Annotated in this window: 26 protein-coding genes and 1 other RNA gene; 20 read left to right on the top strand and 7 right to left on the bottom strand. The window is 61.3% G+C overall.

Annotated elements, in window-relative coordinates:
* Window positions 1-11: 11 nt before the first annotated feature.
* Window positions 12-1,631 carry an ABC-F family ATP-binding cassette domain-containing protein gene (locus EDY99_RS18190; RefSeq protein ID WP_123061983.1) on the bottom strand — a complete coding sequence of 540 codons (1,620 nt, stop codon included), beginning with the start codon at window positions 1,629-1,631 and terminating at the stop codon, window positions 12-14.
* Window positions 1,632-1,938: 307 nt separating this feature from the next.
* On the opposite strand from EDY99_RS18190, the gene EDY99_RS18195 reads away from it, so the two are divergent.
* A complete protein-coding gene (locus tag EDY99_RS18195) occupies window positions 1,939-3,960 on the top strand; it encodes an NADPH-dependent 2,4-dienoyl-CoA reductase (protein ID WP_122016772.1) in 2,022 nt (673 codons plus the stop codon).
* 34 nt (window positions 3,961-3,994) lie between these two features.
* Here EDY99_RS18195 and rlmG read toward each other — a convergent pair whose 3' ends face one another.
* The gene (rlmG, locus tag EDY99_RS18200; protein WP_122016771.1) at window positions 3,995-5,134 is read right to left on the bottom strand and encodes a 23S rRNA (guanine(1835)-N(2))-methyltransferase RlmG; all 1,140 of its coding nucleotides are present in this window, start codon (window positions 5,132-5,134) and stop codon (window positions 3,995-3,997) included.
* 231 nt (window positions 5,135-5,365) lie between these two features.
* On the opposite strand from rlmG, the gene EDY99_RS18205 reads away from it, so the two are divergent.
* The 7 genes from EDY99_RS18205 (at window position 5,366) to sstT (ending at window position 10,983) form a co-directional block, all read left to right on the top strand.
* The gene (locus EDY99_RS18205; RefSeq protein WP_042785415.1) at window positions 5,366-5,656 is read left to right on the top strand and encodes a type II toxin-antitoxin system RelE/ParE family toxin; all 291 of its coding nucleotides are present in this window, start codon (window positions 5,366-5,368) and stop codon (window positions 5,654-5,656) included.
* Between the two features lie 14 nt (window positions 5,657-5,670).
* Window positions 5,671-5,994 carry a HigA family addiction module antitoxin gene (locus EDY99_RS18210; protein ID WP_015379150.1) on the top strand — a complete coding sequence of 108 codons (324 nt, stop codon included), beginning with the start codon at window positions 5,671-5,673 and terminating at the stop codon, window positions 5,992-5,994.
* Complete coding sequence (locus EDY99_RS18215) at window positions 5,987-6,499, top strand: M48 family metallopeptidase (RefSeq protein ID WP_042785417.1); 513 nt, start codon at window positions 5,987-5,989, stop codon at window positions 6,497-6,499. Before EDY99_RS18210 ends, EDY99_RS18215 begins: the two co-directional genes overlap by 8 nt.
* A gap of 50 nt (window positions 6,500-6,549) precedes the next feature.
* Entirely contained in the window at window positions 6,550-7,530 is a 981-nt protein-coding gene (locus EDY99_RS18220) for a Gfo/Idh/MocA family protein (RefSeq protein WP_046897262.1), read from the top strand.
* Between the two features lies 1 nt (window position 7,531).
* A complete protein-coding gene (locus EDY99_RS18225; RefSeq protein WP_096242615.1) occupies window positions 7,532-8,263 on the top strand; it encodes a glutamine amidotransferase in 732 nt (243 codons plus the stop codon).
* A 252-nt stretch (window positions 8,264-8,515) separates the two neighbouring features.
* Window positions 8,516-9,484, top strand: coding sequence for a TerC family protein (locus tag EDY99_RS18230; RefSeq protein ID WP_025304345.1), 969 nt, complete (start codon window positions 8,516-8,518; stop codon window positions 9,482-9,484).
* A gap of 263 nt (window positions 9,485-9,747) precedes the next feature.
* On the top strand, window positions 9,748-10,983 hold the full coding sequence (gene sstT / locus EDY99_RS18235; RefSeq protein ID WP_028128305.1) for a serine/threonine transporter SstT: 1,236 nt from the start codon (window positions 9,748-9,750) through the stop codon (window positions 10,981-10,983).
* A gap of 52 nt (window positions 10,984-11,035) precedes the next feature.
* Here the strand turns inward: sstT and EDY99_RS18240 are convergent, their stop codons facing one another.
* Window positions 11,036-12,523: a UxaA family hydrolase gene (locus EDY99_RS18240; protein WP_060660214.1), complete on the bottom strand. Its 1,488-nt coding sequence runs from the start codon at window positions 12,521-12,523 to the stop codon at window positions 11,036-11,038.
* Window positions 12,524-12,543: 20 nt separating this feature from the next.
* Window positions 12,544-13,956, bottom strand: a complete 1,413-nt coding sequence (gene uxaC, locus EDY99_RS18245; protein WP_033644528.1) for a glucuronate isomerase — start codon at window positions 13,954-13,956, stop codon at window positions 12,544-12,546.
* 284 nt (window positions 13,957-14,240) lie between these two features.
* Here uxaC and EDY99_RS18250 point away from each other — a divergent pair, with 284 nt between their 5' ends.
* From EDY99_RS18250 to EDY99_RS18300, 11 genes are all read left to right on the top strand, one after another.
* A complete protein-coding gene (locus EDY99_RS18250) occupies window positions 14,241-15,539 on the top strand; it encodes an MFS transporter (protein ID WP_033651266.1) in 1,299 nt (432 codons plus the stop codon).
* A 118-nt stretch (window positions 15,540-15,657) separates the two neighbouring features.
* Entirely contained in the window at window positions 15,658-16,434 is a 777-nt protein-coding gene (exuR, locus tag EDY99_RS18255; RefSeq protein ID WP_033636102.1) for a transcriptional regulator ExuR, read from the top strand.
* 186 nt (window positions 16,435-16,620) lie between these two features.
* Window positions 16,621-17,067 carry a hypothetical protein gene (locus EDY99_RS18260; protein WP_033644524.1) on the top strand — a complete coding sequence of 149 codons (447 nt, stop codon included), beginning with the start codon at window positions 16,621-16,623 and terminating at the stop codon, window positions 17,065-17,067.
* 136 nt (window positions 17,068-17,203) lie between these two features.
* Window positions 17,204-17,884, top strand: a complete 681-nt coding sequence (locus EDY99_RS18265; protein WP_033644523.1) for a DedA family protein — start codon at window positions 17,204-17,206, stop codon at window positions 17,882-17,884.
* On the top strand, window positions 17,881-18,255 hold the full coding sequence (gene mzrA, locus EDY99_RS18270) for an EnvZ/OmpR regulon moderator MzrA (protein WP_071845111.1): 375 nt from the start codon (window positions 17,881-17,883) through the stop codon (window positions 18,253-18,255). Before EDY99_RS18265 ends, mzrA begins: the two co-directional genes overlap by 4 nt.
* Before the next feature lie 240 nt (window positions 18,256-18,495).
* Entirely contained in the window at window positions 18,496-18,867 is a 372-nt protein-coding gene (locus EDY99_RS18275; protein WP_033644521.1) for a DUF1090 domain-containing protein, read from the top strand.
* Between the two features lie 164 nt (window positions 18,868-19,031).
* Window positions 19,032-19,337 carry a YqjD family protein gene (locus EDY99_RS18280; RefSeq protein ID WP_004937125.1) on the top strand — a complete coding sequence of 102 codons (306 nt, stop codon included), beginning with the start codon at window positions 19,032-19,034 and terminating at the stop codon, window positions 19,335-19,337.
* Window positions 19,338-19,339: 2 nt separating this feature from the next.
* On the top strand, window positions 19,340-19,741 hold the full coding sequence (locus EDY99_RS18285; protein WP_015379160.1) for a phage holin family protein: 402 nt from the start codon (window positions 19,340-19,342) through the stop codon (window positions 19,739-19,741).
* Entirely contained in the window at window positions 19,738-20,025 is a 288-nt protein-coding gene (locus tag EDY99_RS18290; protein WP_004937121.1) for a YqjK-like family protein, read from the top strand. The genes EDY99_RS18285 and EDY99_RS18290 overlap by 4 nt, the downstream gene beginning before the upstream one ends.
* A gap of 295 nt (window positions 20,026-20,320) precedes the next feature.
* Window positions 20,321-20,716, top strand: a complete 396-nt coding sequence (locus EDY99_RS18295; RefSeq protein ID WP_033644519.1) for a DoxX family protein — start codon at window positions 20,321-20,323, stop codon at window positions 20,714-20,716.
* Between the two features lie 71 nt (window positions 20,717-20,787).
* Window positions 20,788-21,774, top strand: a complete 987-nt coding sequence (locus EDY99_RS18300; protein WP_122004379.1) for a glutathione S-transferase family protein — start codon at window positions 20,788-20,790, stop codon at window positions 21,772-21,774.
* Between the two features lie 51 nt (window positions 21,775-21,825).
* Here EDY99_RS18300 and EDY99_RS18305 read toward each other — a convergent pair whose 3' ends face one another.
* Window positions 21,826-22,722 carry a LysR family transcriptional regulator gene (locus EDY99_RS18305; protein ID WP_025304355.1) on the bottom strand — a complete coding sequence of 299 codons (897 nt, stop codon included), beginning with the start codon at window positions 22,720-22,722 and terminating at the stop codon, window positions 21,826-21,828.
* A 107-nt stretch (window positions 22,723-22,829) separates the two neighbouring features.
* On the opposite strand from EDY99_RS18305, the gene EDY99_RS18310 reads away from it, so the two are divergent.
* On the top strand, window positions 22,830-23,531 hold the full coding sequence (locus EDY99_RS18310; RefSeq protein WP_033651261.1) for a pirin family protein: 702 nt from the start codon (window positions 22,830-22,832) through the stop codon (window positions 23,529-23,531).
* Between the two features lie 57 nt (window positions 23,532-23,588).
* On the opposite strand, the gene rnpB is transcribed toward EDY99_RS18310, so the two are convergent.
* Window positions 23,589-23,966: RNase P RNA component class A (rnpB, locus tag EDY99_RS18315), an RNA gene on the bottom strand.
* A 41-nt stretch (window positions 23,967-24,007) separates the two neighbouring features.
* Window positions 24,008-24,871, bottom strand: coding sequence for a 16S rRNA (cytidine(1402)-2'-O)-methyltransferase (gene rsmI, locus EDY99_RS18320; RefSeq protein WP_004937108.1), 864 nt, complete (start codon window positions 24,869-24,871; stop codon window positions 24,008-24,010).
* Between the last annotated feature and the right edge of the window lie 51 nt (window positions 24,872-24,922).

The raw sequence follows: 24,922 nt of genomic DNA on the forward strand, positions 1-24,922 counted from the left end.
GCCCACCTGCCTCACCAGGCCTGAAGCCACCAGCCGTCCGCCTGCCGGTGCAGGCGGTGCGTTGGCCGCAGCGCCTGCAGGAAGTCTTCGTCGTGCGACACCACCAGCATCGCGCCAGGGAAATCCGCCAGGGCGGTTTCGATCGCTAGCGACGACGCCAGATCCAGGTGGTTGGTCGGCTCGTCGAGCAACAGCAGCTGCGCCGGTTTCTGTCGCCACAGCGCGCAGGCCAACGCCGCCTTGAGCCGTTCGCCGCCGCTCAGCGAGCCCAGCGGCAGCGCGATGCGATCCGCGCCAAGCTGCAACTTCGCCAACCGGGTGCGCAACGCGCCTTCCGCCAACGGCGAATCCTGTAGCCCCAGATGCTCCATCACCGACAGGCCCGGGTCGAGCTGCGACAGGGTTTGATCGAGGTAGGCGGTCGACAGCGGACAATGACAATGGCCGGAAAGCGCCGCCAGCCGGCCGAGAATAGTCTTCAGCAAAGTGGATTTGCCGCAGCCGTTGGGGCCGGTCAACGCCACGCGCATCGGGCCGTCGATACGCAGATCGAGCGGCGGCGCGCTGACGAACGGCAGCTGCAGCCGCTCGAGCACCAGCACCTGCTTGTTCGCGTTCACTTCGCTGCCCGGCAGCGCCAGCAACACCGGCGGTTCCTCTTCCACCCGCTGGTAGGCTTCGCGCACCGCCGCATCGAGGCTGTCGCGCCGATCCTGATGCTGTTTGCGCAGCGTGCCGAGGCTCTCTTTCGCCGCCGACTTGTAGGCCACCCGCTCGAAAGAGGCGATATTCAGCGTATCGACGACGCGCAGCGTTTGCGCCGAGCGCCGCTGGCTCATGTCGTGCTCTTTCTGTTGGCGGGCGCGGGTGCGGCGGCGCTCCTCGCGCGCATGCTCCAGATCGGCGCGCGCCGCCTGCTGCTCCGTATCGCGCTGGCGCCGGTAGTCATCATAGTTGCCGCCGTAGCTGCGCAGCGCGCTGGGCGTCAGTTCGACGATGCGCTCCATGCGCGCCAGCAACTGCCGGTCATGGCTGGCGATCAGCAACCCGCCCCGCCACTGATCCAGCTGCTGATACAGCCAGGCGCGCCCGACGCTGTCGAGGTGGTTGGTCGGTTCGTCCAGCAGCAGAAAATCCGCCTCGCCGAGCAAGGCACCGCACAGCGCCGCGCGCATCCGCTCGCCGCCGCTCAGCGAACTGGCGGATCGCAACGGATCGAAGGCCGGCAGCCCGGCGGCGGCGAAGGCGTTTTGCAGGCGATCGTGGAGATCCCATCGCCCTTCCAGACGATCGATATCGTCCGCCAGCGGCCGCCCCTGCTCGAGACGCGCCAGCGCGGCGAACGCCTCGCCATAGCCCAACAGCTGGGCCAGCGTGGTGTCCGCGGCGATCTCCGGTTGCTGTGCAACGTAAGCTACTGCGGCATGAGATTCGACGTGCCCGTTGCCCGGTTGATCCAGCCCGGCGATCAGGCGCAGCAGCTGGGTTTTGCCGACGCCATTGCGCCCTACCAGGCCGCAGCGCTGCCGGTCGAAAGCAAGATCCAGCGGGCCGAACAGCGTTTCGCCGTCAGCAAATTGGCAGGTCAGTTGATGTAAAACGAAATAAGGGGACTGCGCTGAATGAGCCATAAGCACTCCTGAATGAGATCAAAACATCCCCACAGGGCGCGAGAGCGCACAGCGTGGGACACGATATCAACAGGTGTGGGTGTTCATTTTCGGTAATGGCTCCGCAGAGAGAAGGAATTTACAACGCGTAAAGGCTAACCGATCTTTTGTTCGTTATGCAAACAGAGTCTGAGATTCATGACATCTATCACATTCGGCGCAACGCAGATTCCCAAGCGGCGCGACAACGGCTAGATTTATCTCATCCGACCACTTGTGTTCACATAATTATAACAACGGGCCCCGATTTCACCCGATGGAGAGTGCAATGAGCAATTACCCTCACCTGCTGGCGCCGCTGGATCTCGGCTTCACCACCCTGAAAAACCGGGTGCTGATGGGATCGATGCATACCGGCCTGGAAGAGCTGCCCGACGGCCCGCAGCGCCTGGCCGCGTTCTATGCCGAGCGCGCCGCCGCCGGCGTGGCGCTGATCGTCACCGGCGGCATTGCCCCGAACGAACAGGGCGTGGTGTTTCGCGGCGGTTCGATCCTCAACAGCGAGGAGCAATTGCCTCACCACCGCCCGGTGACTGAAGCCGTCCACCGGGCGGGCGGCAAAATTGCGCTGCAGATCCTGCACACCGGCCGCTACAGCTATCAACCCAAGCTGGTGGCCCCTTCCGCGCTGCAGGCGCCGATCAACCCGTTTACGCCGAGCGCGCTCAGCGCAGCGGAGATCGAGCAGACTATCGCCGACTTCGCCCGCTGCGCGGCGCTGGCGCAGCAGGCCGGCTATGACGGCGTTGAGGTGATGGGATCCGAGGGTTATCTGATCAACCAATTCTTGACGACGCGCACCAATCAGCGCGACGACCAATGGGGCGGCAGCTTCACCAACCGCATGCGCTTCGCCGTCGAAACCGTCAGGGCGGTACGCCAGGCGGTGGGCCCGGAATTCATTCTTATCTACCGGCTGTCGATGCTCGATCTGGTGGAAGACGGCTCCAGCTGGCAGGAGATCGAGCAGCTGGCGCTGGCGGTCGAACAGGCAGGCGCCACGATCATCAATACCGGCATCGGCTGGCACGAAGCGCGCATCCCGACCATCGCCACCATGGTACCGCGCGCCGGATTCAGCTGGGTGACCCGCAAGCTGATGGGCAAGGTCAGCATCCCGCTGATCACCACCAACCGTATCAACGATCCGGCGGTGGCCGAGCAGGTGCTGGCGGACGGCTGCGCCGACATGGTGTCGATGGCGCGTCCGTTCCTCGCCGACGCCGCCTTTGTGCAAAAAGCCGCCGAGGGGCGCGCCGACGAGATCAATACCTGCATCGGTTGCAACCAGGCCTGCCTCGACCAGATCTTTGAAGGCAAGCTGACTTCCTGTCTGGTCAACCCGCGCGCCTGCCGTGAAACCGAAATGCCGCTGACGATGGCGGAAAAGCCGAAAAAACTGGCGGTGGTCGGCGCCGGCCCCGCCGGGCTGGCGTTTGCCACCACCGCCGCCAGCCGTGGTCATCAGGTAACGCTGTTCGACGCCGCCGAGCAGATCGGCGGCCAGTTCAACATCGCCAAGCAGATCCCCGGCAAGGAAGAGTTCCATGAAACCCTGCGTTACTTCCGCCGCCAGCTGGCGCTGCGTGAAGTGACGGTCAAACTGGGCACCAAAGTCGAGGCGGCGGATTTAAGCGAATTCGATGAGGTGATCCTCGCCTGCGGCATCGTGCCGCGCACCCCGGATATTCCCGGCATCGGGCACGCCAAGGTGCTGAGCTATCTGGATGTGCTGCGCGATAAAAAACCGGTCGGCCAGCGGGTGGCGATCATCGGCGCCGGCGGCATCGGCTTCGACACCGCCGAGTACCTTAGCCAGCACGGCGTCTCCAGCAGCCTGGATCAGGCGGAATTCAACCGCGAATGGGGCATCGACGGCCGCCTTGAACAGCGCGGCGGGCTGGCGGCGCAAGGCCCGCAGGCACCACGCGCCGCCCGGCAGATCTACCTGTTGCAGCGCAAAACCAGCAAGGTGGGCGAAGGCCTGGGGAAAACCACCGGTTGGATCCACCGCGCCAGCCTGGCGATGCGCGGCGTGAAGATGCTCAATAGCGTCAGCTATCGGCTGATCGACGACGAAGGGCTGCACATCACCCGCGCCGAGCAAGACAGCTGCCTGCCGGTGGACACGGTGGTCATTTGCGCCGGGCAGGAACCGCGCCGCGAACTGCAGCAGCCGCTGCTGGCGATGGGGAAAACCGTGCATCTGATCGGCGGCGCCGACGTGGCCGCCGAGCTGGACGCCCGCCGCGCGATCGATCAGGGCACGCGGCTGGCGATGGCGCTGTAAAAAAGGGGCGCACCGCGCCCCTTGTTATTGATTCTCAGCGACGCGCGCCGGATTTCACCGCTCGAAGGATCACGAACTTCTTGTTCGAGGCCACCAGCGTGCAGTTGCCGAACAGACGCTTGAGTTTCTGATGGTAGTCGAGGTGACGGTTGCCGACGATGCGCAGTTCGCCGCCCACTTGCAGGCAGCGCTTGGCGTCGCAGAACATCTGCCAGGCGGTGTGATCGGTAATGGCGTGTTGCTGGTGGAACGGCGGGTTGCACAGCACCGCCTGCACGCTTTCGCGCTCGATGCCCGCCAGCGCGTTGTTCACCTCAAACTGGCAGCGGTCCAGCTCTTGCGGCAGGTTGTGCTCCACGTTCAGCTCGCTGGAGGCCACCGCCATGTAGGATTCATCGACGAAAGTCACCTGCGCGTCCGGATTCTGCGCCAGCGCCGTCAGGCCAATCACGCCGTTGCCGCAGCCCAGATCGACGATATGGCCGTTCAGGCCGCGCGGCAGATGATCCAGGAACAGGCGCGCGCCGATATCCAGGCTGCCGCGCGAGAAGACGTTGGCGTGGTTGTGGATCAGCCAATCGTTGCCGTCCAGCGTCCAGTTGGTGGTTTCCGCCGCCGCCGGCGGGACGATGTCCGCCGCCTGGCAGAAAATCAGGCGCGCCTTCTTCCACGCCAGGCTGGTGCGCGTCGGGCCCAGCACCTTTTCAAACAGCTGCATCGTCGAGGTATGCACGTCGCGCGCCTTGGCGCCGGCGACGATCAGCGTGTCTTCGGTCACAACGTGGCGCAGCGCGCGCAGCTGCTGCTCCAGCAGCGCCAGCGCCTTCGGCACGCGAATCAGCACCACCGCCGGCGCCGCCGGCAGCTCGGCCAGGCTGTCCAACAGGGTGACCTGTTCAGGATCCAATCCGTTGAGCTTCAGGTTGTGACGCGTCGCCAGCTGGCTCATGTACGAGTCGCTGACGCTGTAAGGGCGATGCGCGTGCAGCGCACAGGCCAGGGTGCCGAAGTTATCGTTGAAAATCAGCACCGGGTGGCCGCCGATATCTACGTTTTCAAGCTGTTGCAGCAGGTATTCGTCCGCCGCTTCCCACGCCTGCAGCTGGGTGGATTCTTCCTGTTGGGGATAACGCTCCAGCTCAAGTTGCTGTGTTCCCAGATCGAGTTGGCTCATTGCCCCTCCTGACTGATAAAATTTGGGCTGTTTATCCCCTAAAAACGCCCGTCAGTAAAATGTTTTTTCGGATAAATTGCGTATTGCGCCGCGTATCTGAAAACCTGCGCCCCTTTTCTCCTTCAACAACATTAACCTTTCCCTCCCGAGCACCCATGCCGATGTTTTTTTTAACCTGACGGGGTGTAACTTTAAATGTTACACTGCCAGTCCCTATGGAAGGGGGAAAGCATGATTAAATCTTTCCGCGATCGCTATCTGGAGCAGTTCTATCTGGAAGGCAGGCGCAGCCGTCTTATCCCCGGCGCGCTCGAGCGGCAGTTGGCCAGAAAGCTCGATATGTTAGCCGCCGCGCAGCAAGAGCGTGATTTGCATCACCCCAAGGGTAACTATTACAAGCGGCTATCCGGGCCATTTCAGGGATGGTCGAGTCTGCGCGTCAATATGCACTGGCGGCTGATGTTCCAGTGGCGGCATGATGCCGCCGAAAAAATTTACCTCGATCCTCACCAAGATACCTGAACGAGGGGGAACCTATGTTGGAAACCACGACTCGCGAACCCACCACGGTGGGAGAAGTGCTGCAGGAAGAATATTTAACGCCGTTAGGCATCGGCCAAGAAGAACTGGCAAAGGTATTGGGCGTCACCCGCGCCACCGTCAATCGCCTGTGCAACGGGCATCGACGCATGAGCGTTGCCGAGGCCAATCTGTTTGCCGATCTGTTCGAAACGACCGCCGACTTTTGGCTAAACCTGCAGGCGGCACACGATCGCTGGGAAGCCAGACAGGCCGATGCGCAGCGTGTGCGGCTGCGGCCAATTAAAGAAATACTGGGACGCAATATCACTCATGCATGACATCGAACTCGCCTACCTGCAAGGCTACCCGGCGCATCTGCAAAGTCAGGTGCAGCAATTGATCCACCAGAACCGGCTGGGAGACGTGCTGCTGCAGCGCTATCCGCAGGTGCACGACTGCACCACCGACAAATCGCTGTATCAGTTTACCGTCGATCTGAAAAACCAGTATCTGCGCAACGCCCAGCCGCTGAGCAAGGTGGCCTACGACAGCAAGATCCACGTCATGAAGCACGCGCTGGGCCTGCACACCGCCATCTCCCGCGTGCAGGGCGGCAAGCTGAAAGCCAAGGCGGAAATTCGCGTGGCGACGGTGTTCAAGGTCGCGCCCGAACCGTTCCTGCGCATGATCGTGGTGCATGAGCTGGCGCACCTGAAAGAGAAAGATCACAACAAGGCGTTCTACAGCCTGTGTTGCCATATGGAACCTGATTACCACCAGTTGGAGTTCGATACCCGGCTGTATCTGACGCACCTTTCGCTGTTCGGCGAGCTGTATGCATAGCGAATGAGGGCGTGATAATCTGCGGTTTTAAGCCTGGACCGGAGTTCGCCATGATTCGCTTTGCCGTCGTCGGCACCAACTGGATTACGGAACGTTTTATCGATGCCGCCCATGAAAGCGGCAAACTCAAGCTGAGCGCCGTGTATTCACGCTCCCTGGAACAGGCGCAGGCGTTTGGCGCCAACTATCAGGTCACGCAGTTTTTCGACTCGCTCGAGGCAATGGCCCAGTCCGATGCCATAGACGCGGTGTATATCGCCAGCCCCAACTCCCTGCACTGCCCGCAATCGCTGCTGTTCCTGCGCCATAAAAAGCACGTGATCTGCGAAAAACCGCTGGCCTCCAACCAGCGCGAAGCGGAACAGCTGGCGGCCTGCGCGCGGGAAAATCAGGTGGTGCTGTTCGAAGCGTTCAAAAGCGCCTATCTGCCGAATTTTCTGGCGCTGCAGCAGGCATTGCCGAAAGTCGGCCGGCTGCGCAAAGCCTTCATCAACTACTGCCAATACTCTTCGCGCTACCCGCGCTACCTGGCCGGCGAGAACCCCAACACGTTTAACCCGCAGTTCTCCAACGGCTCCATCATGGATATCGGCTACTACTGCCTGGCCAGCGCGGTGGCGCTGTTCGGCGCGCCGCAGTCGGTGCTCGCCAGCGCCACGCTGTTGGAGACCGGCGTGGACGCCCACGGCACCGTCTGCCTGAACTACGGCGATTTCGACGTCACGCTTTCCCATTCCAAGGTCAGCGACTCGGCGATCCCCAGCGAGATCCAGGGAGAGGAAGGCACGCTGATTATCGACAAGATTTCCGAGTGTCAGGGCGTGGCGCTGACGCCGCGCGGCGGCAACCGCCAGGATCTGAGCCAGCCGCAGCACATCAACACCATGCTGTATGAAGCGCTGGCCTTCGCCGAGCTGGTGGAAAATCACCGAGTGGAACATCCGGGGCTGGAGAATTCGCTGATCGTCGCCCGCCTGCTGACCGATATCCGCCGCCAGACCGGCGTCGTCTTCCCCGCCGACGGAGAATGAGATGAAACCGCTGCTCGTGATGCAAACCGGCGACGCGCCGCAGGCCATTCGTCAGGAATTGGCCAACTTTGATGGCATGTTCCTGCAACAGGGCAATATCGACGCCGAACGCGCGCACATCGTACACTTGCCCGCCGGCGAGCAGCCGTTGCCGCCGGCCGCCTATTGCGGCGTGGTCATCACCGGCTCGCCGGCGATGGTGACCGAACAGCTGCCGTGGAGCGAGGCTGCGGCCGAGTGGCTGCGCCAGGCTATGGCGATCAAACTGCCGCTGTTCGGCGTCTGCTACGGCCACCAGCTGTTGGCCTACGCGCTCGGCGGCGAAGTGGGCTACCACCCGCAGGGCATGGAGGTGGGCACGCTGGAGATCGAACTGCTGCCCGCCGCGGCCGAAGACCGGCGGCTCACCCTGCTGCCGCCGCGCTTCAAAGCCAACCTGATCCACTCGCAGAGCGTGCTGACGCCGCCCGCCGGCGCGCAGACGCTGGCGCGTTCGCAGCAGGACGCGCACCAGATCCTGCGCTATGGCGATCATGCCCTGACCACCCAGTTCCACCCGGAATTCAACGGCGCGGTGATGGGCCAGTATCTGCAGTGGCTCGGCGAGCTGCATCCCGAGCAGCAGGCCCGCTATCAGCAGCAACAACAACAGGTTAGCGACACGCCGTTCAGCCGCCTGCTGCTGCAGGGATTCGTCGTCAGCCTGGGCGCGCAAAAAGCGTTGGCCGGCTAACGCGATTCACGTTGACCGCCGACACATTTTGCATTACTTTCTGCTCTGCAAAGGGGAGTAACTTCATTGCCGGTCAATCGTCATTACGATGCGCAAGCATCCGGTTACCGGGCAACCTGATGTCAAAGGTATAACCACCTTCATCAACGTTGTAAGTGAGACCTTGCCGGAAGGCGAGGTTTGCTTGCAGCGTTCACAGAGCGGCTGGCGTCTTCCGACGTTGGCCGTTTTTGTTTTTGAAGGATACCTCTGATGATGAATTCCGTTGGCACACCGTGGTTATGGGGCAGCTTCGCCGCCGTCATAGTCGTGATGCTCGCAATCGACCTCCTGTTGCAGGGCCGTAAAGGCGCGCACACCATGACCCTGAAGCAGGCCGCCAGTTGGTCGCTGGTGTGGGTCAGCCTCTCTCTGCTGTTCAATTTCGGTTTCTGGTACTACCTGAATGAAACCGCCGGGCGCGCCGTCGCCGATACCCAGGCGCTGGCCTTCCTGACCGGCTACCTGATCGAAAAAGCGCTGGCGGTGGATAACGTGTTCGTCTGGCTGATGCTGTTCAGCTACTTCGCCGTGCCGGCCAACCTGCAGCGGCGGGTGCTGATCTACGGCGTGTTGGGGGCGATCGTGCTGCGTACCATCATGATCTTCGCCGGCAGTTGGCTGGTCAGCCAGTTCCAGTGGCTGCTGTATCTGTTCGGCGCTTTCCTGCTGTTCACCGGTATCAAGATGGCGCTGGCGAAGGAAGACGACTCGGCAATCGGCGACAAGCCGCTGGTGAAATGGCTGCGCAGCCGCCTGCGCATGACCGACAGCCTGGAAGGCGAGCGTTTCTTCGTGCGCCGCAACGGCATCCTGTTCGCCACCCCGCTGGTGCTGGTGCTGATCCTGGTGGAACTGAGCGACGTGATTTTCGCGGTGGACAGCATCCCGGCGATTTTCGCCGTGACCACCGACCCGTTCATCGTGCTGACCTCTAACCTGTTCGCCATCATGGGCCTGCGCGCCATGTACTTCCTGCTGGCCAACGTGGCGGAACGTTTCTCGATGCTGAAATACGGCCTGTCGGTGATCCTGGTGTTTATCGGTATCAAGATGCTGATAATCGACTTCTTCCACATCCCGATCGGTATCTCGCTCGGCGTGGTGGCGGGCATCCTGACGCTCACCTTGCTGATCAACGCCTGGGTCAATCGCCGCAACGATCGCCTGGCGAAGAAATAACCATAATCTGTTATCCGGGGCGCTAGTCGCCCCGCGATTGTTTGGCAATTCCCCCAAAACGCCAAACGTTATTACGATCACACAAATGTAACCAGTATGTTATCAAGTGTTGATCCGCGCTCAGAATTTCACCCTCGCCTCTTTCCAACATCATTCGATTACTGAATACTGATTCGGCAAACACACTTAGTTACAGAATCATATAAAGCTGCCCGGCGTCGTTCCCGCCGCGGCGGCCAGATAACATCAGGAAGAGAAGCACTATGCAAAAACTACTACAAAGGATGACTCAGGGCAGCCTGGTTAAACAAATCATGGTCGGCCTGGTGGCCGGCATTCTGGTGGCGCTGGTTTCGCCGGCGGCCGCGGCGGCCGTCGGCCTGCTCGGCACCCTGTTCGTCGGCGCGCTGAAGGCGGTAGCGCCACTGCTGGTGCTGATACTGGTGATGGCCTCGATCGCCAACCATAAACAGGGGCAGAAAACCAACATTCGCCCCATCCTGTTCCTCTACCTGCTGGGCACCTTCGCTGCGGCGCTGGTGGCGGTCGTCGTCAGCTTTATCTTCCCTTCCACGCTGGCGCTGACCACCGGCGCAACCGACATCACCCCGCCAGGCGGCATCGTGGACGTGATGAAGGGCCTGTTGATGAGCGTGGTGGCCAACCCGTTCCATGCGCTGATTAACGCCAACTACATCGGCATTCTGGCGTGGGCCGTCGGGCTGGGGCTGGCGCTGCGCCACGCTTCCGAAACCACCAAGGGGCTGATCAACGACATGTCCCATGCGGTCACGCTGGTGGTGCGCGCGGTGATCCGCTGTGCGCCGCTCGGCATCTTCGGCCTGGTGGCCTCCACGCTGGCGGAAACCGGCTTCGGCGCGCTGTGGGGCTATGCGCAACTGCTGATGGTGTTAATCGGCTGCATGCTGCTGGTAGCGCTGGTGCTCAACCCGCTGATCGTGTACTGGAAGATCCGCCGCAACCCGTATCCGCTGGTGTTCGCCTGCCTGCGCGAGAGCGGCGTGACCGCCTTCTTCACCCGCAGCTCCGCCGCCAACATCCCGGTGAACATGGAGCTGTGCAAAAAGCTGAACCTGAATGAGGACACCTACTCGGTTTCCATCCCGCTGGGCGCCACCATCAACATGGCCGGCGCGGCGATCACCATCACCGTGCTGACGCTGGCGGCGGTAAACACGCTGGGCATCGCGGTGGACGTCCCGACCGCCCTGCTGCTGAGCGTGGTGGCCGCCCTGTGCGCCTGCGGCGCCTCCGGCGTGGCCGGCGGCTCGCTGCTGCTGATCCCGCTGGCGTGCAACATGTTCGGCATTCCGAATGACGTGGCGATGCAGGTGGTGGCGGTCGGCTTTATCATCGGCGTACTGCAGGATTCGGCGGAAACCGCCCTCAACTCCTCCACCGACGTGCTGTTCACCGCCGCCGCCTGCCAGGCGGAAGACCAGCGGCTGGCGAACGAAGACCCGCTGAAGGTGCGTTAATCGCGCGTTGCTTCATAAAAAGGCGCTCCCTCGAGCGCCTTTTTTGTCAGCTTTACAGCGTCACCCCGCTTTTAAAGATCGCCAGCTCGCGAAAGTCGTTGGTTTCATTACGCGCCGGACGCCCGTTGGCAATCTCGACAATCAGATCGATGAAGCGGCTGAGCAGCGTCTCCATCGCCACGCCGTGAACCAGGCTGCCGGCGTCAAAATCGATCCAGTGCGGTTTCTTCGCCGCCAGCTCGCTGTTGGTCGCCAGCTTCACCGTCGGCACAAAGCCGCCGTACGGCGTACCGCGCCCGGTGCTGAACAGCACCATATGACAGCCGGCGCCGGCCAGCGCGCTGGTCGCCACCGCGTCGTTGCCCGGCGCGCTGAGCAGATTCAGCCCCGGCACGCGCAGCCGCTCGCCGTATTTCAGCACGTCCACCACCTGGCTTAGCCCCGCCTTTTGGGTGCAGCCAAGCGACTTCTCCTCCAGCGTGGTGATGCCGCCGGCCTTGTTGCCCGGCGACGGATTCTCATAAATCGGCTGCTGATGGGCGATGAAATAGCGTTTGAAATCGTTGATCATGTCGACGGTTTTGTCGAAGGTTTCTCCATCGCGGCAGCGGCTCATCAGAATGCACTCGGCGCCGAACATCTCCGGCACTTCGGTCAGCACCGTGGTGCCGCCGTTGGCGATCGCATAGTCGGAAAAGCGCCCCAGCAGCGGGTTGGCGGTAATGCCCGACAGCCCGTCCGAACCGCCGCATTCCAGGCCGAACTTCAGCTCGCTCAGGCGGCCCGGCTCGCGGCGATCGTGGCGCATCTCCCGATACAGCTCGTGCAACAGCGCCAGCCCGGCCTCCACTTCATCGTCCTGCTGTTGGCACACCATAAAGCGCAACCGCCGCTCGTCCCCTATCCCCAGCGTGGCGCGAAAAGCATCCACCTGATTGTTCTCGCAACCCAGCCCGATCACCAGCACTGCGCCGGCGTTGGGATGGCGCGCCAGGTTTTGCAGCATGATGCGGGTGTTGGCATGATCCTGCCCCAGCTGCGAGCAGCCGAACGGGTGGCTGAACAGATGCACGCCGTCGATCCCGTCCGCCTGTGTTTGCTGCAAAAAGCGCTGCTGGATCTGGCGAGCGATACCGTTGACGCAGCCGACGGTCGGCACGATCCACAGCTCGTTGCGGATCCCCACTTCGCCGTTGGCCCGTCGGTACAGCCGCACCTCGCGATCCGCCGCCTGCGGCGGCAGCGTCGGGAACTGCGGCTGGTAACGGTAGCTGTCCAGATCGCTCAGGTTGGTTTTGACGTTTTGCGAATGAATATGCTCCCCAGGCGCAATGGCCGCGAGCGCATGGCCGATCGGCTGGCCATATTTGATGATGTCTTCACCCTCGGCGATCGGGCCGAGCGCAAACTTGTGCCCGCGCGCCACCGGCTGCGCCAGTTTGACGACCGCGCCTTCCAGCTCAACGCGCTCTCCGGCAGCCAGATCGCGCAGCGCCACCGCCACGTTATCCTGCTCGTGAATCTTTATCGTACTTTGCATAAACCGGTCCCGGATAACGGCTACGCCAGTTCAATGGCGAAATAGTTTTTGGCGTTGTCGAAACAGATGTTTTTCACCATCTCGCCCAGCAGCGCGATATCCGCCGGCGCTTCGCCGTCCGCCACCCAGCGGCCGATCATCTGGCAAAGGATGCGGCGGAAGTATTCATGGCGCGTATAAGACAAGAAGCTGCGGCTGTCGGTCAGCATGCCGACGAAGCGGCTCAGCAGCCCGAGCTGGGCCAGCTGCGTCATTTGGCGCTGCATGCCGTCCTTCTGATCGTTGAACCACCAGCCGGAGCCGAACTGCATCTTGCCCGGCGTGCCTTCCCCCTGAAAATTGCCGATCATGGTGCCGATCACTTCGTTATCGCGCGGATTGAGGCAATAGAGAATGGTTTTCGGCAGACCGCCCTGCCGCGCCTGAGCATCCAGCAGCCGCGACAGCGGTTCCGCCAGCGGCCGGTCGTTGATCGAGTCGAAGCCGATATCCGGCCCGACGGCGGCCAACATGCGGCTGTTGTTATTGCGCAGCGCGCCGATGTGATACTGCTGCACCCAGCCGCGACGCCGGTATTCGCCGGCCAAAAACAGCAGCACCGCGCTTTTGAACTGGGCGCTCTGTTCCGGCGTCGGCAGCTCGCCGTTCAGGCGGCGCAGCAGGATCGCATCCAGCGCCGCTTCATCGGCCTCGCCGAACACCACCACGTCCAGCGCATGATCGGCCACCTTGCAGCCGTGGGCGGCAAAGTGATCCATGCGCTTGTACAGGGCGTCGCACAGCGCGCTAAAGCGGCCGATAGCGGTGTCCGCCGCCGCCTCCAACTGCCGCAGATAGTCGTTGAAGCCGGGCGCATCGATGGTGAAAGCCTTGTCCGGCCGCCAGCTCGGCAGCACTTTGATAGCGAAACTGCGATCGTCGGCGATCGCCCGATGATGACGCAGATCGTCGATCGGATCGTCGGTGGTGCCGACCATTTTCACGTTCATTTGCTGCATGATGCCGCGCGCGCGAAACGCATCCTGCGCCAACAGCGCATTGCCGCGCTGCCAGATTTCATCCGCCGTGGCCGGCGACAACAGCATATCCGTGATGCCGAACGGGCGGCGCAGCTCCAGATGCGTCCAGTGATAGAGCGGGTTGCCGATGGTGTGCGGCACCGTGGCGGCCCAGGCGTCGAATTTCTCGCGATCGCCCGCATCGCCGGTGCATAACCGCTCCGCCACGCCGTTGGTGCGCATCGCCCGCCATTTGTAGTGATCGCCCCGCAGCCAGATATCGTACAGGTTGCTGAAGCGGGTATTCTCCGCGATCTGCTGCGGCGGCAAATGGCAGTGGTAATCGAAAATCGGCTGCTGCGCCGCGTAGTCGTGATACAAGCGCCGGGCAAATTCACTGTCCAGCAGGAAATCTTCGCTTAAAAACGTCGCCATCTCGGGCTCCTTACTTGCCGTGAGGCACGGGGTTCGAATCACAAAAGTTATCACACCAATTTTTGCTAGCGTCCAGCAAATTTTTCCCGAGGTCTGCCGTTCATCCTCTCTCTACGCCCTTTTTCGCTCAATTTACCGGCAAAAATGCCCTATTTCACCGGCCACAGTATTGCTCAGGCGAATAATTCCTTTTGTGATATCACTCAACTTTTAAACCTGTATGACAGGTTATTGTCTCGCCAGCCGCATCGACGGCCACACCTTCAAACGGGGAGACACTTCGGATGCGTAAAATTAAAGGGTTACGCTGGTACATGATCGGACTGGTGACCATCGGCACCGTGCTGGGTTACCTGACCCGCAACGCCATCGCCGTGGCGGCGCCGACGCTGGAAGATACGCTGCACATCACCACCCAACAGTATTCCTATATCGTCGCCGCCTACTCCGCGTGCTACACCGTGATGCAACCGGTGGCGGGCTACGTGCTGGACGTGCTGGGCACCAAGGTCGGCTACGCCATGTTCGCCATTCTGTGGGCACTGTTCTGCATGGGCACCGCGTTGGCCAACAGTTGGGGCGGGCTGGCGTTGGCGCGCGGCGCGGTCGGCATGGCGGAAGCGGCGATGATCCCCGCCGGGCTGAAGGCCAGCAGCGAATGGTTTCCGGCCAAAGAGCGTTCGATCGCCGTCGGCTATTTCAACGTGGGCTCGTCGATCGGCGGCATGATCGCCCCGCCGCTGGTGGTATGGGCCATCGTCGCGCACAGCTGGGAGATGGCGTTCATCATCACCGGCGTGCTGAGCCTGATCTGGGCCATCTGCTGGCTGCTGTTCTACAAACACCCGAAAGATCAGAAGAAACTGAGCCAGGAAGAACGCCGTTACATCCTCGAAGGCCAGGAAGCGCAGCACCAGACCTCTAACGCCAAAAAGATGTCCGCCTGGCAGATCGTGCGCAACCGCCAGTTCTGGGGCATCGCGCTGCCGCGCTTTCTGGCGGAGCCGGCGTGGGGCACCTTCAACGCCTGGATCCCGCTGTTCATGTTCAAGGCCTACGGTTTTAACCTGAAAGAGATCGCCATGTTCGCCTGGATGCCGATGCTGTTCGCCGATCTCGGCTGCATCGTCGGCGGTTATCTGCCGCCGCTGTTCCAGAAGTATTTCAAGGTCAACCTGATCGTCTCGCGCAAGCTGGTGGTGACGATGGGAGCGGTGTTGATGATCGGCCCCGGCATGATCGGCCTGTTCACCAGCCCTTACGCGGCTATCGCGCTGCTGTGCGTCGGCGGCTTCGCCCATCAGGCGCTGTCCGGCGCGTTGATCACCCTCTCTTCCGACGTGTTCGGCCGCAATGAGGTGGCGACCGCCAACGGGCTGACCGGCATGGCGGCCTGGACCGCCAGCACGCTGTTCGCCCTGGTGGTCGGCGCCCTGGCAGACACCCTCGGCTTCAGCCCGCTGTTCGCCGCGCTGTCGGTCTTCGACATTCTCGGCGCCATCGTCATCTGGACGGTGCTGCAAAACCGCCCGGCCGCCGAACCGCAGCCGGCCGCGCTGCAGCCTGCCCCGGCGCGCAGCTGATCCCCCGCCCGGCCGCTGCGCCGGGCCCCTTGCTCCTCTGGCAGCGGTGCCGAATAAGTGGTATAACAAATCCGATGGCCACGCGCCCCTTCCCACCGCACCGTATAGAGCATTCACTATGGAATTCACTGAAACCAGACGCCTGTATCAGCAACTGGCCGCCGAGCTGAAGCAACGCATCGAAAGCGGCCGTTACCCGGTAGGCGACAAGCTGCCGGCCGAGCGATACATCGCCGAAGAGATGAATGTCAGCCGCACCGTGGTGCGCGAGGCGATCATCATGCTGGAAGTGGAAGGCTATGTGGACGTGCGCAAGGGATCCGGGATCCACGTGGTGTCCAACCAGCAAAAGCACCTGGTGGTGCCGGGCGACAGCATCGAGTTCGCCACCGCCGGCCCGTTTGAGCTGCTGCAGGCGCGCCAGCTGATAGAAAGCAACATCGCCGAATTCGCCGCCACCCAGGTGACCAAGCAGGATATCGTGCAACTGATGGAGATCCAGGAGCACGCCCGCAAAGAAGACCGTTTCCGCGACTCGCAGTGGGATCTGAAGTTCCACGTGCAGGTGGCGCTGGCCACCCAGAACACCGCCATGGCCACCATCGTGGAAAAAATGTGGGTGCAGCGGGTCAACAACCCTTACTGGAAGAAACTGCACGAGCATATCGACGAACGCTCGATCGCCAGCTGGTGCGACGATCACGATCAGATCCTCAAGGCGCTGATGCGCAAAGATCCTTACGCCGCCAAACTGGCCATGTGGCAGCACCTGGAGAACACCAAGCAGATGCTGTTCAACGCCACCAGCGACGACTTCGAATACAACGCCGACCGCTATCTGTTCGCCGAGAACCCGGTGGTGCATCTGGACGGCGTGAGCCACGAGCCGAAATAGCCACGGCGGTCAAAAACCGTCGGCTTATGTCAGGTAATGTAAAATCCGCTGAATCGATGCCGGAACCGCCGTTTGCCGTGTACTATTTCACCGTCGGCAACGTAGATTTCCCTGTTGCCAATCGTGCTATTTTGGTAGAGTTAGCCCACTTTTTTACCCATTGCTGCGGGGGCGGGACGCGAATAAATGCGCTGGTTGTTTGCCATGCTGATTGCTCTTTTCTGCTGGACCGGTTCGGTCTCCGGCCAACAGCTATGCGTGGCGTCATCCAAGCCCACCCCCAGCGCGCTGAGCAGCCTGCCGCTGCTGGCGGAGCCGGCGCTTTCCCCCTATGATCATGTGTATCGGGCACCGGCCGAAGCGCGCCGCAAAGCGCCCGGCAAGTTGCCGCTGCTGCTGCCCAGAGCGTACTCTTTCCCCGGTTCGCTGCTCGCGTCCTCCCTGCCGGCGCCGGTCTATACCCTGGCCGCAGAGCCGGGCTACCGAATTCGTTTCCCCCGCCAGGACACCCCGGCCCCCAACCGGCTTGCCCAGGTCGACTGGATGCTGGACGCCTCCAGGCAACAAAGTCGGCAGGCCGGCTGGAAAGAAAGCAACATGCAGTACCGTGGCACGCTGACTTACCACCTATGACCGGTGTCGCACCGCTTAGAAACCTTAAAGCAACGCCGTTTCATCGTTATCAGCATTCAGGATCGCCGCGCGCTTTCAGCCCACGCCCGCTCCGCCGCTGAGATAAAAATAAACAATGACGTTTTAGGAACACCGGATGGACATCATTAAAGAACTGATACATGCCTTATGGCAGCAGGATTTTGAGACGCTGGCGAACCCTTCGTTGGTGTGGACCCTCTACATCCTGCTGTTCATGATCCTGTTTTTGGAAAACGGCCTGCTGCCGGCCGCTTTTCTGCCGGGCGACAGCCTGCTGATCTTGGTCGGCGTGCTGATCGCCAAAGGCACCATGGGCTTCCCATTGACCATCGTTATCCTGACCGTCGCCGCCAGCCTGGGGTGCTGGGTCAGTTACATACAGGGCCGATGGCTCGGCAATACGCGAACGGTGCAAGGCTGGCTTTCGCATCTGCCGGCCCACTACCATCAGCGTGCGCATAACCTGTTCCACCGCCACGGCCTTTCCGCCCTGTTGGTCGGCCGCTTCCTGGCCTTCGTGCGCACCCTGCTGCCAACCATCGCCGGCCTGTCCGGCCTGAGCAACGCACGCTTCCAGTTCTTCAACTGGATGAGCGGCCTGCTGTGGGTCTTGATCCTGACGACGCTGGGCTTCGCCCTCGGAAAAACCCCAGTGTTCCGCAAGTATGAAGATCAGCTGATGTTCTGCCTGATGATGTTGCCGCTGGTGTTACTGGTGGTCGGCTTGGTCGGCTCGCTGATCGTGCTGTGGCGCAAGAAACGCGCCAGCGGCCAGAACCCGGGGAAAGGGGCGTGACAGCAAAGCGCCCGCGCTGGCAATACGTCCTGATGATCGCGCTCGCCCTGCTGGCGCTGGCGACGCTGTTGGTGCCCTGCATGGTGCGCACCGAGAGCGAGCTGCGCATTCGCGCCAGCCAGCAAGGGCTGTCGCTGCCCGACGGTTTTTATGTCTACCAGCGCCTGGATGAGCGCGGTATCCGCATCAAAAGCATCACGCCGGAAGGCGATGGCTTGGTTATCCGTCTGGATTCGCCGGAGCAGCAGTTGCTGGCGCGCGAAGCGCTGCAAACCATCCTGCCTCCCGGTTACCACATCGCGCTGAGCGAATCTCCCGTGCCAACGCACTGGGTGCGCGAATTTGCGCGCTCCCCCCTCAATCTGGGATAATCCCCTTCACATGAAGGGGATTCCTTTCATTGCCGTTATCTTCATTTTCATTCGCATCATTTAGCTCAAAAAACAATCAGTCGCGCCGAATTTCGGCTGATTCTTTGGGGGCGCGCCGGTTTCATGGCTATGCTGAAGGATAACTTCAGCCGGCGATGAACGCCCTCCTCTCGCGCTGCCGCCTCCGGCAGTCAGGAAAGCGGATGCCTGTTCAGGCATCCCATGAAAAGGAACTGAGAAATGAAATTTCGCCACTCACTGTTACTGCTGCTGCCACTCTGCGCGCTGCCGACGCTGTCCTCGGCCGCTGAGGGCGGCTGCGCCGCCAAAGCGCAAAATATCCAGCAGCAAATCGACTACGCGACTCAGCACGGCAACACCCACCGCGTGGATGGGCTGAAAAAAGCGCTGAGCGAAGTGCAGACCCACTGCACCGAAGCCGGCCTGCAGGCCGAACGCCAGAAAAATATCGCAGAGAAACAGCGCAAGGTGGACGAGCGCCGGGAAGAGCTGAAAGAAGCGCAACAAACCGGCAAGCTGGACAAGGTCGCCAAGAAGCAGCAAAAGCTGGCCGAAGCGCAGGCTGAATTGAAACGCGCCCAGGCGGAATAATTTTTTTACACCAGCGGATTTATCGATGAGAGCCCCATCACACGGGATTTCTTAAGCATATGGAATTGATGTCTGGTGTTATCTGCTGGTCATCACCCCTTTGCTCCGGCGAAAAAATCCGCTATGTTAAAAGTCTGTCGAAATAAACGTTAAGGAATAATCACATGGCACATGATTCAAATGCAGAAAACTTACGCGCTGAACTGAAGTCCTTAGCCGATACGCTGGAGGAAGTGCTGAACTCCTCCACCGACAAGCCGAAAGCCGAGCTGGAGAAGCTGCGATCGAAGGCGGAAGGCGCGCTGAAAGAGACTCGCGCTCGCCTGAGCGACGCCGGTGACAAGCTGGCTTCGCAAACCAAACAGATCGCCGGCCAGGCCGACGACTATGTGCGCGACAACCCGTGGACCGGTATCGGTATCGGCGCGGCGGTCGGCGTGGTGTTGGGCGTGCTGCTCGCGCGTCGTTAATCATGGCTGAACAACCGCAAGTGCGCGCGCAGGGCCCCGCTAAAGGGGTCCTGGATATCGGTCAGCGCATCATCACGATCCTGGTCGGCATGGTGGAAACCCGTGTCCGGCTGGCGGTAGTCGAGCTGGAAGAGGAGAAAGCCAACCTCATTCAGCTGCTGATCATGGCCGGCATGACGCTGCTGTTCACCGCCTTCGGTTTGATGAGCCTGCTGATCCTGATCTTCTGGGCCATCGATCCGGTCTATCGGCTGGTGGCGCTGGGCGCGACAACCGGCGTGCTGCTGTTCCTCGCCGTAGTCGGCACCATCTGGACGCTGGTCAAGGCCCGTCGCACCACGCTGCTGGGCGCCACGCGCAAGCAACTGGAGCTCGATCGCGCCGAACTGGAGCGAGAGCCATGAGCCGCCGCCGCTATCTGGAATGGAAAAAAGAGAGGCTGATTCGGCAGATCCAGCAACAGCGTCTGGATCTGGCCGAACACAAGTCTCTGTGGCTGGAAAAGACCGAACGCATCGACCGCGGCTGGCAAACGGTGTTTGGCCTGCGCCGCTATCTGGTGCTCGGTTCCAGCGTCATGGCGCTGTACGGCATCCGCCACCCCAGCAAGATGATCCGCTGGTCGCGTCGTGCTTTCGGCGCCTGGAGCGCTATTCGACTGTTTAAAAAGACGTTTTCCGCCAAGTAAGCCACTTAGCCTTTCCTTCAAACCTCCTGTTGCTCTGCCCGCATTTTTTCCCATGATACAACGCGTCCAACCCCGGGGCCGGGCAACCTGCTGATCGGCGGCATTTTATTAGCACGCTAAAGATTCAGATTTTTTGAAAAATTACGACAGTTTTACTTGCTAACAACCTGAGCACTTCCCGCTTAACATTCACTCCATCAATACGATACGAGCCGGACAGGGCGAATGTCCTGATATACCGCTCGTTGACATGGCTTCCGCCGAACAGGCATACAAAAACACTTTGGAGTAGATGATGAAAAAATTAGAAGATACAGGTTTGTTGGTTGCTCGTATTCTGATGCCAATCCTGTTTATCGTGGCAGGCTACGGCAAAATGGGTGACGCCTACGCCGGTACCCAACAGTACATGCAATCGATGGGCGTGCCTGGCTTCTTGCTGCCGCTGACCATCCTGCTGGAATTTGGCGGCGGTCTGGCGATCCTGTTCGGTTTCCTGACCCGCACCGTGGCGCTGTTCACCGCCGGTTTCACCATCCTGACCGCGCTGCTGTTCCACACTGATTTTGCGAACGAAGTAAACCAGCTGATGTTCATGAAAAACCTGACCATCGCCGGCGGCTTCATCGTGTTGGCGGTCGCAGGCCCGGGCGGCTTCAGCATCGACCGTCTTCTGAACAAGAAATGGTAATCTAAACTGTCATTCAGGGCCCGGCATGCCGGGCCCTGTCGTTTTTTAACTCGGACACCAAGGAGATTCCCATGGGACAACTCGTCGATGGCGTTTGGCAAGACATCTGGTATGACACCAAATCTACCGGCGGCCGTTTCAAACGTTCAACCGCTCAGTTTCGCAATTGGGTGACCGCCGACGGTCAGCCGGGCGAACACGGCATGGGCGGCTTCCAGGCCGAAGCGGGCCGTTATCACCTTTATGTTTCTCTCGCCTGCCCCTGGGCGCATCGCACGCTGCTGATGCGCAAACTGAAAGGGCTGGAGCAGATCATTCCGGTCTCGGTGGTGCACCCGCTGATGCTGGAAAACGGCTGGACCTTCGGCCAGGATTTTCCTGAAACCACCGGCGATCCGCTGTATCACGCCGACTTCCTGTACCAGATCTACCTGCGGGCCGATCCGCACTACAGCGGGCGCGTGACCGTACCGGTGCTGTGGGATAAACAGCGGCAAACCATCGTCAGCAACGAGTCCGCCGACATCATCCGCATGTTCAACAGCGCGTTTGACGGCGTCGGCGCTCGGGCAGGCGACTACTACCCGACCGCGCTGCGCGGCAAGATCGATGAGCTTAACGGTTGGATTTACGATCAAGTGAACAACGGCGTGTACAAGGCCGGTTTTGCCACCAGCCAGGAAGCCTATGACGAAGCGGTCAACGGGGTATTCAACGCGCTGGAACGCCTGGAGCAGATCCTGGGGCAGCATCGTTACCTGACCGGCGATCGGCTGACCGAAGCCGACCTGCGTCTGTGGACCACGCTGGTGCGTTTCGATCCGGTGTACGTCACCCACTTCAAGTGCGACAAACACCGCATCAGCGACTACCTCAATCTGTACGGCTTCCTGCGCGACATCTACCAGATGCCGGGCATCGCCGAGACGGTCAGCCTGCCGCACATTCGCAACCACTACTACCGCAGCCACGCCACCATCAACCCGCACGGCATCATTTCCATCGGGCCGGCGCAGGATCTGGACGAGCCACACGGCCGCGACCAGCGCTTCGGTTAAGGCGAAAAAAATCCCCTTGCCGCCCGGCAAGGGGATCTCATCCAACCGACGTTAACGCTGCGCGAACAGGCGCGGAATCTCACGCAGGAACCAGGCTTTCGCCTCCCCCATGCTGTCGCGCCGCCAGGCCATGATGATGTCGGCTTCGCGGCTGTATTCCGGCCCGACCACGCGCAGCCGCCCGGCTTCGATATCTTTCTCCACCATCGGGTACGGCATGGTCGCCACCCCCAACCCGGCCAGCAGTGCCAGGCGTTTGTCTTCAATGGTGCTCACCGTCAGGCGCTGTTGCTTGTCCAGCAGCTGTACGGTCAATACCGGGCGTTCACGGGCGGTGTCGGCCACCGCAATGCCGCGGTACTTCACGCGGGTCACTTCGGAAAGCGGCTCCGGCTCCAGGTGGATCGGGTGATCCGGCGCGGCGACATAAACGCTCATCACCTTATACAGTTTGCGGGTGTTGATCTCCGACGACGCGCGGAAATGCATGTCCGGCGCGATCACGATGTCGGCTCGCCCCTGCTCCAGCCGCTCCCAGGCGCCCGCCAGCACCTCGGTGAAAATGGACACCTGGGTGTTGGCTTTCAGCGCCAGCTTGTCGACCAGCGGAAACAGCAGGCTCGGTGGCGACAGCGCTTCACTGACGATAGTCAGGTGAGTTTCCCAACCGCGCGCCAACGCTTCGGCGTCGGTAGTCAGCTTATCGGCCGCCTCCAGCAGCACCCGACCACGTTCCAGCAACATGCGCCCCACGTTGGTGAACTTGGTGCGGTGGCCCGAACGGTCGAACAGCACCACGTCCAATTCTTCTTCCAATTTTTGCATGGTGTAGCTGAGTGCCGACGGCACCCGGCCCAATTCGTCGGCGGCCGCGGCGAAGCTGCCGCGCCGGTCGATTGCATCCATCACCCTTAGTGCCTCAAGCGTGAGCGCCCGATCTCTGGCCATCGCATCCCTCTGTCAGGAAATTTGAATATGCCGACCAGATTAACTGGCTAACAATCCGACGTCCAGATGCTTACCATTTGGATAATGAATTTAGAGAGCCGATTGCCATGATTACATGCAGAACAGCACAACAATGCGGGCAAGCTGACTTTGGTTGGCTGCAGGCTCGCTACACCTTTTCCTTTGGTCACTACTTCGATCCCAAACTGATGGGCTACGCGTCGCTGCGGGTGCTGAATCAGGAGGTGCTGGCGCCGGGCGCGTCGTTCCAGCCGCGCACCTATCCCAACGTGGATATCCTGAACCTGATCCTGCAGGGCGAGGCGGAATACCGCGACAGCGACGGCAACACCACGCGGGTTAAAGCCGGCGAAGCGTTGCTGTTGGCCACCCACCCGGGCCTGAGCTACAGCGAGCAGAACGTCAGCAGTGATACGCCGCTCACCCGCCTGCAGCTGTGGCTGGACGCCTGCCCGGAACGCAGCAACGAACGGGTGCAGCGCCTGGCGCTGCCGGCGGCGGGCAGCCTGCTGTTGGCTTCGCCGGACGGCGCGCAGGGCAGCCTGCAGCTGCGTCAACAGGTCTGGATCCATCATCTCGATCTGCAGCCGGGCGAAGAACAAACGCTGACGATTAACGGGCCGCGCGCTTATCTGCAGTCGATACACGGCACCATCGCCGCCACCGGCGAGCGCCACGAGGAACAACGCCTGACCTGCGGCGACGGCGCCTTCGTGCGCGAGGAGAATCGCCTGACGATCCGCGCCGAGACGCCGCTGCGCGCGCTGCTGATTGATCTGCCGGTGTAAGCCGGCCGGAAAACGAAAAACCCCGCGCAACTGACGTTGCGCGGGGTTTTCTTTTGTCGAGGGAGTTGACCGGTAAGCCGGGTTCTGTCGTGGACAGTCATTCCTCTAGGCCAGCAATCGCTCACTGGCTCAAGCAGCCTACCCGGGTTCAGTACGGGCCGTACCATGTGAACCCCTATTTGGCCTTGCTCCGGGTGGAGTTTACCGTGCCACGAACTGTTGCCAGCCGCGCGGTGCGCTCTTACCGCACCCTTTCACCCTTACCTGATCCCGCTTGCGCGGGCCATCGGCGGTTTGCTCTCTGTTGCACTAGTCGTAGGCTTGCGCCTCCCAGGCGTTACCTGGCACCCTGCCCTATGGAGCCCGGACTTTCCTCCCCTCCATCTGTCTCCCCGAAGAGGACGGCAATGAAGCGGCGACTGTCTGGTCAACTCCGGCGCGGATAGTAGCGTCGCGGCGGCGGCAGGTCAACCGCTTTACGGCTGTTGTTGCTCCAGCGCGTGCTTATACAGCGCATTTTTCTTCACGCCGTGGATTTCCGCCGCCAGCGCCGCCGCCTTTTTCAACGGCAACTCTTTTTGCAGCAGCGCCAGCGTGCGCAGCGCCTCAAGCGGCAGCGCATCCTCCTGCGCCTTGTGGCCTTCGACGATCAGCACCATTTCGCCGCGGCGGCGCACTTCATCTTCCTGCACCCACGCCAGCAGCTCACCCACCGGCGCGCCGTGGATGGATTCCCAGGTTTTGGTCAGCTCACGCGCCAGCACGACATAACGCTGCGGGCCCCAAACGGTGACCATGTCCTGCAGACTTTCCAACAGGCGGTGAGTGGATTCGTAGAAAATCAGCGTGCGCGGTTCCTCCGCCAGCGCCATCAGCGTATCCTTGCGCCCCTTGGTTTTCGCCGGCAGAAAACCTTCGTAGCAGAAACGGTCGGAAGCGACGCCCGCGGCGCACAGCGCGGTAGTGGCGGCGCAGGCGCCCGGCAGCGGCACCACGCGAATGCCGGCCTCGCGGCAGCGGCGCACCAGGTGATAGCCGGGATCGTTGATCAGCGGCGTGCCGGCGTCGGAAACCAGCGCGATGCTCTGGCCTTCCTGCAGTTTCGCCAGCAGCTGATCGGCCTTTTGCTGTTCGTTGTGATCGTGCAGCGCGAACAGACGCGCGTTGATCGCGAAGTGTTGCAGCAGCAATCCGGTATGGCGCGTGTCTTCCGCCGCGATCAGATCAACGCTTTTCAGTACCTCTAACGCGCGGTGGGTAATATCGCCCAGATTGCCGATTGGGGTGGGCACCACATACAGCGTTGATGCAGAAATGACTGATTGTTGGTGTTGATTCATTGTTTCATCCGGGTTGCCGATTTAATATTGAGCATCTTGAAAAAAACATCA

It is taken from the genome of Serratia sp. LS-1 (genome assembly GCF_003719595.1).
GTDB classification, from domain to species: Bacteria; Pseudomonadota; Gammaproteobacteria; order Enterobacterales; family Enterobacteriaceae; genus Serratia; species Serratia ureilytica.

Excerpts from the sequence above, each read along its gene's own strand:
- EDY99_RS18190 (WP_123061983.1), bottom strand. The coding sequence starts at position 1,631 with ATGGCTCATTCAGCGCAGTCCCCTTATTTCGTTTTACATCAACTGACC.
- EDY99_RS18195 (WP_122016772.1), top strand. The coding sequence starts at position 1,939 with ATGAGCAATTACCCTCACCTGCTGGCGCCGCTGGATCTCGGCTTCACC.
- rlmG (WP_122016771.1), bottom strand. The coding sequence starts at position 5,134 with ATGAGCCAACTCGATCTGGGAACACAGCAACTTGAGCTGGAGCGTTAT.
- EDY99_RS18205 (WP_042785415.1), top strand. The coding sequence starts at position 5,366 with ATGATTAAATCTTTCCGCGATCGCTATCTGGAGCAGTTCTATCTGGAA.
- EDY99_RS18210 (WP_015379150.1), top strand. The coding sequence starts at position 5,671 with ATGTTGGAAACCACGACTCGCGAACCCACCACGGTGGGAGAAGTGCTG.
- EDY99_RS18215 (WP_042785417.1), top strand. The coding sequence starts at position 5,987 with ATGCATGACATCGAACTCGCCTACCTGCAAGGCTACCCGGCGCATCTG.
- EDY99_RS18220 (WP_046897262.1), top strand. The coding sequence starts at position 6,550 with ATGATTCGCTTTGCCGTCGTCGGCACCAACTGGATTACGGAACGTTTT.
- EDY99_RS18225 (WP_096242615.1), top strand. The coding sequence starts at position 7,532 with ATGAAACCGCTGCTCGTGATGCAAACCGGCGACGCGCCGCAGGCCATT.
- EDY99_RS18230 (WP_025304345.1), top strand. The coding sequence starts at position 8,516 with ATGATGAATTCCGTTGGCACACCGTGGTTATGGGGCAGCTTCGCCGCC.
- sstT (WP_028128305.1), top strand. The coding sequence starts at position 9,748 with ATGCAAAAACTACTACAAAGGATGACTCAGGGCAGCCTGGTTAAACAA.
- EDY99_RS18240 (WP_060660214.1), bottom strand. The coding sequence starts at position 12,523 with ATGCAAAGTACGATAAAGATTCACGAGCAGGATAACGTGGCGGTGGCG.
- uxaC (WP_033644528.1), bottom strand. The coding sequence starts at position 13,956 with ATGGCGACGTTTTTAAGCGAAGATTTCCTGCTGGACAGTGAATTTGCC.
- EDY99_RS18250 (WP_033651266.1), top strand. The coding sequence starts at position 14,241 with ATGCGTAAAATTAAAGGGTTACGCTGGTACATGATCGGACTGGTGACC.
- exuR (WP_033636102.1), top strand. The coding sequence starts at position 15,658 with ATGGAATTCACTGAAACCAGACGCCTGTATCAGCAACTGGCCGCCGAG.
- EDY99_RS18260 (WP_033644524.1), top strand. The coding sequence starts at position 16,621 with ATGCGCTGGTTGTTTGCCATGCTGATTGCTCTTTTCTGCTGGACCGGT.
- EDY99_RS18265 (WP_033644523.1), top strand. The coding sequence starts at position 17,204 with ATGGACATCATTAAAGAACTGATACATGCCTTATGGCAGCAGGATTTT.
- EDY99_RS18275 (WP_033644521.1), top strand. The coding sequence starts at position 18,496 with ATGAAATTTCGCCACTCACTGTTACTGCTGCTGCCACTCTGCGCGCTG.
- EDY99_RS18280 (WP_004937125.1), top strand. The coding sequence starts at position 19,032 with ATGGCACATGATTCAAATGCAGAAAACTTACGCGCTGAACTGAAGTCC.
- EDY99_RS18285 (WP_015379160.1), top strand. The coding sequence starts at position 19,340 with ATGGCTGAACAACCGCAAGTGCGCGCGCAGGGCCCCGCTAAAGGGGTC.
- EDY99_RS18290 (WP_004937121.1), top strand. The coding sequence starts at position 19,738 with ATGAGCCGCCGCCGCTATCTGGAATGGAAAAAAGAGAGGCTGATTCGG.
- EDY99_RS18295 (WP_033644519.1), top strand. The coding sequence starts at position 20,321 with ATGAAAAAATTAGAAGATACAGGTTTGTTGGTTGCTCGTATTCTGATG.
- EDY99_RS18300 (WP_122004379.1), top strand. The coding sequence starts at position 20,788 with ATGGGACAACTCGTCGATGGCGTTTGGCAAGACATCTGGTATGACACC.
- EDY99_RS18305 (WP_025304355.1), bottom strand. The coding sequence starts at position 22,722 with ATGGCCAGAGATCGGGCGCTCACGCTTGAGGCACTAAGGGTGATGGAT.
- EDY99_RS18310 (WP_033651261.1), top strand. The coding sequence starts at position 22,830 with ATGATTACATGCAGAACAGCACAACAATGCGGGCAAGCTGACTTTGGT.
- rsmI (WP_004937108.1), bottom strand. The coding sequence starts at position 24,871 with ATGAATCAACACCAACAATCAGTCATTTCTGCATCAACGCTGTATGTG.